At 38.6% G+C, this 12,452-nt stretch carries 10 protein-coding genes; 3 read left to right on the forward strand and 7 right to left on the reverse strand.

The genetic code is table 11. The features are described 5' to 3' along the window. Window positions 1-331 precede the first annotated feature (331 nt). Both BUA02_RS14355 and BUA02_RS14360 read left to right on the forward strand, forming a co-directional pair. On the forward strand, window positions 332-2,329 hold the full coding sequence (locus BUA02_RS14355; protein ID WP_072705441.1) for a methyl-accepting chemotaxis protein: 1,998 nt from the start codon (window positions 332-334) through the stop codon (window positions 2,327-2,329). 14 nt (window positions 2,330-2,343) lie between these two features. Then, on the forward strand, window positions 2,344-3,348 hold the full coding sequence (locus tag BUA02_RS14360; RefSeq protein ID WP_083572788.1) for a substrate-binding domain-containing protein: 1,005 nt from the start codon (window positions 2,344-2,346) through the stop codon (window positions 3,346-3,348). A 1-nt stretch (window position 3,349) separates the two neighbouring features. Here the strand turns inward: BUA02_RS14360 and BUA02_RS14365 are convergent, their stop codons facing one another. The 7 genes from BUA02_RS14365 to BUA02_RS14400 form a co-directional block, all read right to left on the reverse strand. Further along, entirely contained in the window at window positions 3,350-5,173 is a 1,824-nt protein-coding gene (locus tag BUA02_RS14365; RefSeq protein WP_072705442.1) for an ABC-F family ATP-binding cassette domain-containing protein, read from the reverse strand. Window positions 5,174-5,215: 42 nt separating this feature from the next. Beyond that, window positions 5,216-6,271, reverse strand: a complete 1,056-nt coding sequence (locus BUA02_RS14370) for an alpha/beta hydrolase-fold protein (protein ID WP_083572789.1) — start codon at window positions 6,269-6,271, stop codon at window positions 5,216-5,218. A 148-nt stretch (window positions 6,272-6,419) separates the two neighbouring features. Beyond that, the gene (locus BUA02_RS15625; RefSeq protein WP_083572790.1) at window positions 6,420-7,421 is read right to left on the reverse strand and encodes a GNAT family N-acetyltransferase; all 1,002 of its coding nucleotides are present in this window, start codon (window positions 7,419-7,421) and stop codon (window positions 6,420-6,422) included. 55 nt (window positions 7,422-7,476) lie between these two features. Beyond that, the gene (locus tag BUA02_RS14385) at window positions 7,477-9,009 is read right to left on the reverse strand and encodes a GH25 family lysozyme (RefSeq protein ID WP_143147441.1); all 1,533 of its coding nucleotides are present in this window, start codon (window positions 9,007-9,009) and stop codon (window positions 7,477-7,479) included. Between the two features lie 106 nt (window positions 9,010-9,115). After that, window positions 9,116-9,904: an MBL fold metallo-hydrolase gene (locus tag BUA02_RS14390; RefSeq protein WP_072705445.1), complete on the reverse strand. Its 789-nt coding sequence runs from the start codon at window positions 9,902-9,904 to the stop codon at window positions 9,116-9,118. Between the two features lie 65 nt (window positions 9,905-9,969). Continuing rightward, window positions 9,970-10,686 carry a sulfite exporter TauE/SafE family protein gene (locus tag BUA02_RS14395; RefSeq protein ID WP_072705446.1) on the reverse strand — a complete coding sequence of 239 codons (717 nt, stop codon included), beginning with the start codon at window positions 10,684-10,686 and terminating at the stop codon, window positions 9,970-9,972. 20 nt (window positions 10,687-10,706) lie between these two features. Then, window positions 10,707-11,372: a histidine phosphatase family protein gene (locus tag BUA02_RS14400; protein WP_072705447.1), complete on the reverse strand. Its 666-nt coding sequence runs from the start codon at window positions 11,370-11,372 to the stop codon at window positions 10,707-10,709. A 255-nt stretch (window positions 11,373-11,627) separates the two neighbouring features. On the opposite strand from BUA02_RS14400, the gene BUA02_RS14405 reads away from it, so the two are divergent. Beyond that, window positions 11,628-12,251, forward strand: coding sequence for a polysaccharide deacetylase family protein (locus BUA02_RS14405; RefSeq protein WP_072705448.1), 624 nt, complete (start codon window positions 11,628-11,630; stop codon window positions 12,249-12,251). Window positions 12,252-12,452: the final 201 nt, after the last annotated feature.

Below are 12,452 nucleotides of genomic sequence, written 5' to 3' on the forward strand. Positions count from 1 at the left end.
ATACTATAATTATAAATACATCCGGAACTTATTGCATAATACTATTTTATTAAGCATTAAGTCTCGTATATCCGCATTAAAATATGTATTTTACTTCATATCACCCAAAGAGGGTTATTCGCATCACATTTTCGCAAAATTGTAATTTTTCGTAAAACATTGCATTACTTGTTTTATCTGGAAGTATCTGGAAGCCTTTATCTGGAAGAATTTGAATCAAATGGTTAATGAAAATTTAATAACAAAAATACAGATTTGCGTTTGTTAATGTGCTAAATTTAATAGTAGATGGCTGTGTTTTTTTCTCTATACTTTTATTAAGGAGCTCATTATGAGTAAAAAAAGTACCATAATCCGCAGGAGCGGGAAGATTAGAAACAAACTGCTTATTTACATTGTTCCTATAGTAGTGATCATGATTGCAGTACTTGTTATTATTGCAACTACTATGTCTAAAAGACGCATGACTGATCTTGCTACTTCAAACCTCAACTCTTCTATTTCCAATCAGACGAATAACATCGAATCCTGGTTGAATGAAAATCTTGAATTTTTCAAAACAGCGAAGCAAGGTATTGAGGGCTTAAATCCAGATGATGAACAGCTTCAGATTATTCTTAATTCCTACTATGGTTTCAACAGTAATTCCCCTGAAGGACTTCATATTGCTACATCTGATGGAAAGTTTATAAAACCCACAAATTCTGAGCTTGAAGAATCAGATCCTACAAATTCTACCTGGTACAAGCAGGGACTTAGCAGGGCAAATATGCAATATGGAACTGCCTATAAAAATGCAGAAGGTAAGAACGTTGTCAGCGCATCTGCCATAATTAATTATGGCGATGATTCCATAAAGGTTATCGCTGCGGATGTTACGCTTGATAAGATCAGTATTATTGTTAACTCCGGAGTAAAGATGGAGAAGGCCAGTTCTTTCCTTGTTGATACAAACGATAACACTATACTTGCGCACAGAGATTCTTCCCTTGTTTCTACAACTCTGAGCACTGACAGCAGTGACGCGCTACTAAGTAGCGTAGCTCAGGCTATCAAGGATGGAGAATATAGCACAAGAGAAATTGGATCCTATGTAGTAGCGTTCAAGGAAATCAAAGGTACAGACTGGGTTCTTGTCTCATATATTGCAGAAGATGTCATAATGGCAAGCATACAGGAGCTTACTAATTATCTGGTTATTGCAGGAACCATATCTGTTATTGTCATTATTATCCTTATTATCTTTGTTGTAAGCAAAGTCGTAGCTCCTTTGGCAGGAATTACCAATAGTATTCGCGCCATGAGTGAAGGCGACTTTACAATAGATGTCCAGCAGGAAAGTAATGATGAAATAGGCGTAATGAGTGGTAGAATTGCAGAATTCGTTGAAAGTATGAGAAATATGATCTCGAGTATCAGTGATCAATCTCAGAAGCTCAAACAGGAGTCCGAGAATTCCGATTCTGTATCAAAGGATATGTACGAAGCGTCACAGTCACAGGCTGAAGCAATGCAACAGTTAAATGAGACTGTAGATCAGCTGGCTATTGCTGTAGGCGATATTGCTAATAATGCGACAACACTTGCAGCTGTTGTTGCCGACACACGTGATAATTCTCACAAGGCTGACGATGCCATGAAGGAAACAGTGAAGATTTCGCAGAAAGGCCGCGAGGATATGGAAAAGCTTTCCAATGCTATGGAGGGCATACAGGTTGCTAACGGCAAGCTTGTAGATGCGATCAATGAAGTTGGAACAGCCTCAGAAGAAATTACGAATATTGTAAGCATGATCGCTGAAATTGCAGAAGAGACCAATCTTCTCTCACTCAATGCTTCTATCGAAGCTGCTCGCGCCGGAGAAGCAGGAAAAGGTTTCGCTGTAGTTGCTACTCAGATTGGAAAACTTGCCCAGACAAGCTCAGAAAGCGCAACAAATATTTCAAATCTCATTGAAGAAGTGCACAGACTTATCGATGAAGCAGTGGGACAGGCAAATGCCAGTGCTGAGAGTATCGAAGAAAACAGCGAACTTATAAGTATTGCAGTTCAAACTTTTGATCAGATTTATGAAAACATTCAAGCTTCCAATGACTGCATAGAAGAAATGATACAAGATGTTCAGAAGGTAGATGACGTAGCAACCAACGTTGCTGCTATTTCTGAGGAACAGGCAGCAAGCGCTGATGAAATACTGGCAACCTCACAGAACATGGTTGAACAGGCCAAGACTATTTCTAAAAACAGTGAAGATGTAGCTAACAATTCCCACGAACTTGCTAATACATCTGACACTCTTTCTTCCCATGTTCAACAGTTTAAGATTTAAGAGGAGGTCTTATTGTGAAGAATACTATATTTAATAAAATAATCAGTATAGCAATGCTTGCTATAGTGACCACCTTTACCGTAGCAGGATGTGGTAATGCTTCTGCAAATGCTGGTGGCGCTTCTATAGATGGCTCTGGAGTCAAAGTTTTTTTCTCAACAATTGTCCTGGATGACTTCAAGGAGCTCATTATGAATTCTGTTGTTGAAGCAGGCTCTAGAACCGGAGTAACTGTTGATCTTGGGGCTCCATGTGCTACCGCTGATGAACAGGTTGAGCAGATTCGAGAAGCTTCAACTAAAGGATACAGTGCGATCATCTGCAATCCGGTAGATATCGACACAGCTTTACAGCTTGAAATTGCTGCAGGGGATATTCCTATCATATTCACAAACTCTCAGCCCGATGAGGAACATCTTAGTGCGGATAAATATATTTATGTTGGAAGTTATGAAATTGACGCAGGAATGATGCAGGCAGAGTATGTATGGAACAAGCTTGGAAAACCAAGTTCAATAAATGTCGTAATTTTCCAGGGGCAGCCCGGACATCCTGCAGCTATCAACAGAACCAAGGCGGTAAAAAAATACTTTAAAGATAACGGCATAGATGCAACTTATGTATTTAATGACACTGCTTATTGGGATACAGAAAAAGCGGCTGAAGGGTTCAAAATTTTCTTAAGAACCAAACAGCCTTATGATTGTGTTATATGTAACAATGATTCCATGGCTCTTGGTGTTGTTCAGGCAATGCAGGAACTGGGAATTGATACAGCCAAGATACCTGTTGTAGGTATTGATGCAACTGCGGAAGGATGCCAGTCTATTCTTGATGGTGGCATGCAGTTCACTGTTTATCAGTCTGCTTCCGGACAAGGCGCAGCATGCGTTGAAGCAGCTATCGCTCTTGCAAAAAAAGGTACGATCAAGGATGTAGAGTATGTAACACCTGACTGTAAGTATGTTTGGGTGCCTTTTTCACCGGTAGATAAAGCCAATGCAGGATCAATAAAATAAGCTATTTCCCATTCTGGAAGCTGTCCACCATTTCCTGAAGCTCAACGTATCGGTCCATTTTGCGCTCAATTTCAGCGTCAACCTCATCTTTTTCTTTGGTTAAAGAAACGAGCTTTGGATAATCCGTGGCAGCTTCAGTTATGGCTGCTTCCAGCTGGGCGCTTCGCTCTTCTAATTTTTCAATTTCAGATTCGATATTGTCATATTCCTTTTGCTCGTTATAAGAAAGCTTAGTCTTTTCACGTGGAGTACGATATTTTCCTTTGCCACATGTATCATCAGTCTGTGACTGTGATGTGGCATTTTTGCTGCCAGGGACCTTATCATTAACTGTTTCGGTAGCTTTTTTATGAACTACGTAGTCTGAATAGCCGCCTTCACTCTGATATAGTGAGCCGTCTGGTTCAAAAGCGAATATCCTTGTTACTACTCTATCAAGGAAATACCTGTCATGGCTTACAGTTATGATTATTCCTGCAAAGCCGTCGAGGTAATCCTCTAAAATACGTAAGGTTTGAATATCCAGATCGTTGGTTGGCTCGTCCAGGATTATGACGTTTGGTTGCTCCATAAGCACTCTCAAGAGGTATAATCTTCTCTTTTCCCCTCCAGAAAGTTTTGAAATAGGTGCATATTGCATGTCAGGGCTAAAGAGGAATCTTTCGCACATGACGGAAGCTGAAACAAGGCCTTCTGAAGTTCTTATAAATTCAGCAGTGTCCTTGATATAGTCAATGACTCTTTTATTTTCATCAAGGGCCTCATTCTCTTGTCCAAAGAAGCCAATCTTGATAGTTTGGCCTATTTCGATAGATCCTGTATCTGGCAAAATTTGGCCAATAATACATTTCATAAGTGTCGATTTGCCGCAACCATTAGGACCTATGATCCCAATCCTATCAAGCTTGTTAAAGGTATAGGAAAAGTTCGCAAAAAGAACTTTGTCCTCGTAGGACTTAGAAATTTTGTCAATGATAATGGTCTTATTGCCCATTCGGCTAGGAAGTGAGCTAAGCTGAACCTGTCTTTCCTCTTCAGGACGTTGTCTGTCGCGGAGTTCTTCGAATCTTTGGATATGTGCCTTCTGCTTGGTAGAACGGGCCCTGGCTCCTCTCAGCATCCAGGCGAGGTCTTTTCTGTAAAGAGACTGGGCTTTTCTTTCGGCAGCTTGTTCGTAGTCCAGGCGCTGCTGTTTGAGCTCTAGAAAGCCTGAATAATTGGACTCATAACGATACGCAGATCCTTTGTCTATCTCAAGAATCTGATTTGTCACTTCATCTAGGAAATATCTGTCATGAGTGATCATAAGAAGTGCACCTCTAAAGTGCTGCAAAAAGTCTTCAAGCCACTCTATCATATCAGAATCCAAGTGGTTTGTAGGTTCATCCAGGATCAAAAGATCTGATGGTGTCATTATCGCTGCAACTAAAGCAGCTCTTTTCTTTTGGCCACCGGATAATATTGAAGGGTTACATTCAGGGTCATCGATACCAAATTTAGCTAGATTCGCCTTTATTTCCCCCATTTTGTCCCAGTGATCATTACCGGCGTAGATTTTTTCTGTAATATTTTCCAAAAGTGTCTTATTCATATCAAATTCAGGATTCTGAGGAAGATATGAGATTCTAAGACCGTTACTGATAACGACTTGGCCCGCGTCTGGTTCCACAACTCCTGCAATTATTGAAAGCAACGTGGATTTTCCAGTTCCATTGGTGCCTACTACGCCAATCTTGTCAGTGTCATTTATTCCTACAGAAATATCGTTAAGGACAGACTTTGCCATGTATGTTTTAGATACATTTTCTACATTTAAGATATTCATTAAAAAACTTATACTCCAATTTTGCTTAGCTAAATATTTGCACTACTTATTAAACACTAGCTGAGCAAAATTGTAAAATCCAAGATACCAAATTCTAAAATCGTGATTTCCGGCAATCTCCTGCCACATAAAATTCTCCCCATCTACAAATTGGTCGCAGAGCTGAGGGAGGTTTTTTGCTGCAGCTGATGCACTTGGATAAGCAACCTTATCTTGAAGACCGCAGATGTTATAGAAATAATATATAGGATATTCATTATCTTTGAGAATAGATGCTGTTTTTGAAGCAGTATTACTTGTAGGTGCAGCGGAAAAAGCTCCAAAATAGCCGAATATGTCTATGCATTCTCCCATTCCTATGTTAATAGTCTGCATTCCACCCATTGAAAGACCTGCAATCGCGCGATGCTCTCTTGCTTCCGAGAGGTCATATCCTTCAGAATAGTCAGCATAGGTACTGTAATGAGAGTCAATATATGGAATCAGATCATTTCTGAGCTCTTGACCAAAGAGGTAAAAAGAATTTATTCCAGAGCCTTCTTTGCCTCCAACCTTCCCTGCGCGGCCGTTGGCAGCAACTACGATAAATGGTTCAATATCGCCATAGTAAGCGAGGTTGTCCATGATTGCTTTAACTCTTGAAGTTGATTTATTAAGGCCCCACTCGTTCTCGTCTCCGCCGATTCCGTGGAGGATGATCATTACGTTATATTTTTTATCTGTGCTATACCCAGCAGGAAGATAAACATTGGCCTCTTTGGTATATTCGCTGCCATCACCTGCGTAATCATGCGCTGTGTAAGTGATATGCTCTATTGTGCCACCTTTTTCATCAGTTCTCATGGCTGTATATTTTGGAAGGACAATATCACCTACTTCTGCATGTTGCTCTTCTGATGAGGTGCTTTGAGAGGCTTCTTCTGAGGCTTCCTCTGTGTAGGATTGTTCCAAGGCAATGGCCTCTTCTATCCCAGGTTCATATTCAGTTGCCGTAGATGAGGCTATAGAACTTTCTTCATCGGCAGAAATAGAGCTTTTTCCACAACCAGTCAATATTATTCCCAGTGTTACTAACCCAATCAGTAATTTCCTTTTCATAACGCGATGTCTTCTTTCATATTGTCTTTTGAGTAAGTATAAGCTAGGCTTTTTGTTTATGCTTATCACTTTATAGCACTTAAGCTTCAGATATTGCGAATAAAAAACACCGGACTAAGTAAAATAGTCCGGTGTTGCGATCAATTGATCATTTAAGTCTTATTTTATATCTCTCAAGATTAACTCCATCACATTCCAAGAAGACGGTTTCTATATATTCGCCCCCATTAGCAAGGATGGTTTTTCTGCTGGCTTCGTTTTCTGGAAGGCAGCTGACATTTATTTCGTCAAATCCAAAGATTGAAAGGAAGTCACATGCCTTAGCAAGCATTTTCTTGGCATAACCTTTTCTTCTTTCTGAAGGTCTTACAGAATATCCTACATGTCCCGTGTATTTCTCCATTCTTTCGGAAAGAACATTGTGAACCTGCATGCATCCTACAATTCTGTTATCAGATTTACGAAGTGCAAAGATAACATTTCCCCAAGCTCCATGTCCATCAGCTTCTCGTCTAGGATTTGCCCAGTTAATGCAATCATCAACATAATCTTTTATTTCGTCATGCCTTTTCATAGAGAAGCAACCATCAAAACTTGAACCTGCATCTAGCATTTCCTGCTTGTACGCTGCTATTTCGTCGGCTAGTTCCATGGTGGGTTCTATATAGATCAGGTCATCATCAAGCTCTTTTCCTGGAATATATTCAACACAGAATTTTTCACAGATTATCCTTGTTTCTGGATCGATCGTAAGGTTTGTGTCTTCATATTCACTTAGCTCTTCTTCAAAAAATCTTTGGTGGACATCTCTCCAATAGTTTAAGGATCGGTCTCCTTCTCCTTCTGAATATGCGTGAAAAGGGGAGACATCTCCAAAACGTCTGACATATACGTCATAATCCCTTATTACGCATAAAGCCTCATCATTTGCATTTAATATGACACTATAGTCACCTGTTTTGGGAATCTCATCGAGAGCATCTTCAATTACATATGCATCGTACAAACTTGCTGTTCCAAACTTTTTTCCTTCAAGAACAAGTTGCGCAAGTCCATCAGGATCACCCCCAAAAGCCCATGCTTCATAAGGTGTATTTATATCGATATTTTTATTGGAGCAATATTCTTTCCACAATTCTTCTGCAGTCATTTACATATCTCCTTAGATGTCATTTTCACTTAGTCTTTTGATTATTCCCCAATAATCATTCAACAACTTTTAAATAGCTACTTACACAATATAGTGTTTGACCGTTATATTCTACGCGAGACCAGCCGTATTCATTATTTATACCAGTTCTGACTGCCGTGTCACCTGCACTAAGTGTAGCCACAACAACTGAATCTGCATCTGTTACACTTGGCTTATTTCTAAGATTTACTACATCTTTTGCAGTGACAGTCTCGTTGCAATCAGTAAACTTTGTTTTGAAACTTGAATTATCAGAAGTCTGCTGCGCAGACTGAGGTGATTCCTGTTTTGGTGCACTTAGATCTGTGGTCAAAAAGCTTGATACAGCGTAATATGTGTTGCCTTCATATACAAGTCTCGACCAACCGCTTGGGCTTATTCCTGTCCTCTGAGCAGTTTGACCATTTTGCAACGTTACTTTTACTGTACTATCACTTCCCTGACTTGGCTTGTCTCGCAAATTTGTGGTGCTTTTTGCTGTAACGGTCTCATCTACAGGATCAAATTTCATTAGTGCTTCAACATCGGCAGAAGCGGTTTCTCTTTCAGATGTGTCTTTTGCTGATTCTATGCCATTGTAACCAAAATAGGCCACATCTACATCGACAGGTTTACTGATTCCTGCCACGCTGCCATTGTTGGTATATTGCCACATTGCACACTGTCCACCATAGGCAGGGCCTTTTGCTATGTTTGAAGTGTCCTGATTGTACCAAGCCATCCAAATCTTATATTTCTTTTCTATCTGAGACGTATTCCACTTGGCGTTTTCTGACAATTCATTTCTTGAAGCGTAGAAGATTGGTGTATATCCAGCATTATAGATCTGCTCTAAGAAAGCTATTGCTATGTTGCTACGTTCATCCTGCGTGAGACTATACTGTCTGCTGGATGTATTTTCAAAGCCTTCACAGTTATACCCTACTGGATAGGTAATGGGGTACTGTGCAATATAACTTGCAACCCAGTTCGCCTCTTCTTTTGCTTCATCGGTAGTAACTGCTGTTGAAAAGAAGTATGCTCCAATCTTTATTCCGTTCTTTTCAGCTTCTTGCATGTTGTATTTTGCATTTGTGTCTGCCTTGATTTCACCAGTTGATGAATCTCTATAACCAACTCTTATCATCGCAAATTCGACGCCGCTGGAAGCTACCTGAGCCCAGTCGATAGTTCCTTGAAAGCGTGATACGTCAATTCCATATGTAACTGAAGAATTTTCGCCTACACTACTAGCATTAACTAGGTCTGAAAGGTTTATTTTTTCACCAGTTTCTTCAGTACTTGCAGCTTGAGGATCGCTTGAACTTGCTTCTGTAACAGATATATTACTAATTGAGCTTGCCTCTGTGCTAGCCTCCGAGCTTGTCTCTGCTATTGTAGTAGAAGTTGTAGATGCTTCACTTATATCGGAAATATCCTCGACACTTATCACTTCTGCGCTTATATCATTATCATCAGCTAATTTATTATTTAAAAGAAGTATAGAAGCTATACCTATTATCAAGCAAGCTATTAAGATTCCCCCACTTATGATAACTTTTTTCATTCTACTCACCTTCATGTAATGCTACTTAGTTTACTAATAATTGTTTATGATTATAGCACAATAAGCTAAATAGACCGACTTTTATTCAGAAGCCGGTCTTTAGAGTTTAAATATTATTTTCTTGATACACGATCACATGGTCATCTTGTTGATAATGCTTGCCTTCTAATACCTTAAACGCATGTTGCTTGCACACTCCTCCGAACCATTCATATGGTTTATCATCTTGAGTTTTTCCTTCGATGATTTCTTGAATTCCGTCTCGTACACATCTCATAAGTGAGATATCATCATAATCTCTTGCATGTCCATGTAATATAAGGTCGGCTTCATTTTCCAGAAATAGCACGTTATCAATGGCTTTTAAACAGTCTGTAAGGGATACTCCGCCAGGAGTTTGCATCCATAAATGATGATTGATCGAATCTCCGGTAAAAAGGATCCTATCTTCTTTCAGCAAAAGAAGTATTCCACCATATGTATGGCCTGGAAGATCATAGATTTCAAGCGTTTTTCCTCCAAGATCAACAATGTCTCCGCCTTTTATTTCTTTAAATGGAGGCATTGATATACCCATAGCCTTGCATGGTTCAGCAAACGCAGGGTCATTTACAAACATTTCTGTCATTGGTATGTCTTTTGGATTGATATATGCTTCGTCAAAAAAGATATTTCCGTAGATATGATCGGGATGACCATGAGTATTTATGACCATTATAGGCTTATCAGTTATTTCACTGATGACTTTCTTGTAGTCATGATATCCCAACATAGTATCGATAAGGCACGCTTTCTTTTCTCCGATTACTACAAATGCACTTGCCTCGTGGTTCTCATCCAAAAGATAAAGATATGGCTTCAATTTTTTAATATATAATTCCTTGTCTTCAAACATAGATATACCCCCAATTCCTATTGATATATTAAAAGCTTAGAATAACATGTGCTTTTGAATAGCCATCAGATATTGTTAATGATCAAGGCTATCCCTGAAATAATCAGCATGACAATTACTATTTTTTTGATTACCTTATCATCTAATATACTACTTAATTTTATTCCTAAAAGCAGTCCAAGTATCATAAATGGAAAAAGAAGAATGACTTTTTTTATCACTTCTAAGGTCATTATGCCGGTCAACGCATATAAAACAATCCTAAAGGTGTTTTCTACAATGAAAACTGCGCATATGTTGGCCTTAAACTCTTTTGTATCATCTGACACGCGACTGATATAAGCTCCAAGCAATGCACCTATTCCATAAAGCCCGCATAAAAGACCCGACAATAATCCTATAGCAGTTAGAAGTGCTTTAGATCCCTTTGTTTTACTATTGGAGTATTCTCTTATGAGCATTTCTAGGCCGATCAGTATGACAACAATTCCAAAGATGATCTTAACGATAACGGCATCCAGATTTTTTAGTAAAAAAACTCCTGGTATACTACCTGCAATCACCAATATCGCTGTTGGAATAAAGATGGATATTTTGATCGATTTTCGTTCTCTTATAGTCATTATGATATTTGTAGGGTAACCTAGTAGTAATTCGACTGGAGAAACATTTATATTGTTATTTCCATAAGCCAAAATGCTGTTAAAAACCAACGTATTCGCAAAGCCGCATAGTCCTTTGATAAAAAAAGCTGCAATAGTGGCAATTATCCATGTTATCATTTATTTTTTCCTGTTACTTGTCATTTCTGAATATGTCTTGAATCACTTGCAATCTCTAGACATGGCATTGAACCGATACCAGACTTTTTATCCATTCGTACGACGGTAATGCCTGTGAAATCTGTATGTAAAAGAGCGCACATGTATGGAAATGTAAGATTCAAAATATGCGCAAGTGCCGCGCTTGATGAACCTCCATGACTAAATAATGCCACTGTTTTGTGTTCATCCTCAGCAACTTTATGATCGTAATAAAGGCCGTGTCTATCGTAACCAAGTTCTGACAACCATTCGTCTATGCCTTTTTCAACCTGGTGAACTGAATTTACAACCCTGTTATGAGAAAAAAACTCATTCTTTTCCCAATTTTGATCATTTAGATCCATTCCACGCTTTGCCATTTCATCTGCAATATCCCAAGGATGTCCATCTGAAAAAATAGGAACATCATTTATTCCTCCCCAATCGAGTTCTTTCATAAAGTCTAGAATCTTAATTGGAAGACCTAATACTTTAGCAGTAGCCTCAGCGGTTTCCATAGCTCTTCCGTAAGGAGATGACCATATTTCTTCTATTCCTTCTTCCTTTAGCCTATCAGCAGCAAGCTTAGCCTGAACAATACCTGTTTCGGTCAAGCAGTTCTTTTCATAGTTGGGTTCCCCGTGTCTTACAAATACTATTCTCATATGTCTATCCTCCTGATGTTACACAAAAACCGCGGCCTGATTACTTATAATATTGACTATCCTTCTAGCATTATATAAGCTGCATACCATGTATTCAAGATTTTAAGCGGAGAAACAGCTTTTCATATTCTGTATAGCAAGAAAGGCTCCCCTGACATTGCCATTTTTTGATAATAGAAGATGTTTTTTTAAGTAGATTTTGTCTTAATACAGTTATATAGTTTATATAACCTGACGTAAGGAGGCATTTTGACTATGAACGAGAAAAAATACATTGCACTTACTTTTGATGATGGTCCATCTGACACAACAACAAGAAAAGTTCTTGATAAACTCAAGAAATATGGCGTTATAGGAAGCTTTTTTCTTATTGGCGATTATATTCCTGGAAGAGAAGATATCGTGAAGGAGGAACTTGATTACGGATGTGATATACAAAACCACTCTCTTACTCACTCTGATATGAGAATCTTTGACGCTGATACAATAAAAGCTGAAATAGATGAAACAACCAGAAGAATAGTTGCCATTTCAGGTAAGGAACCAACTTTTTTTAGACCACCTTACATCTATGTAAATGATCTAATGATGGAATCAATTCCACTTATCTTTATAAGTGGCTATGGTTGTGATGATTGGGTTCCTGAAGTCGGAGCTGCAGAGCGCGCCAAAAAAGCTATTGAAGGCGCAAAAGATGGTGCTGTAGTACTGCTTCACGATCTAGAAGGTAATGACGCTACTGTTGAAGCCTTGGATACTATTATCCCAGAGCTCAAAAGGCAGGGATACGAATTTGTGACGATCACTGAACTGTTTAAGCGTGCTGGAATAAATTATAGTAACGCAAAAAAAGAGGTTTATTCATATACCGACCAATAAAACTTATCTTTCTAGAATTGATAGATTAAACATCGCTATCTTCTCGATGACAACGTAACAAATAAATGTCTTTTCAATTATGCTTAATGAAACACCAAAAGGTGTTTCATTTTTTTATGGTTCTTTTCTGTGATTCAAAAAATATTTATTGATTTACAATAAAATTATATTGCAAATCAAAAAAATCCATGTTATAAAGAC

Origin of the sequence: Butyrivibrio hungatei DSM 14810 (genome assembly GCF_900143205.1) — a bacterium.
In the GTDB taxonomy this organism is placed as follows: Bacteria; Bacillota; Clostridia; order Lachnospirales; family Lachnospiraceae; genus Butyrivibrio; species Butyrivibrio hungatei.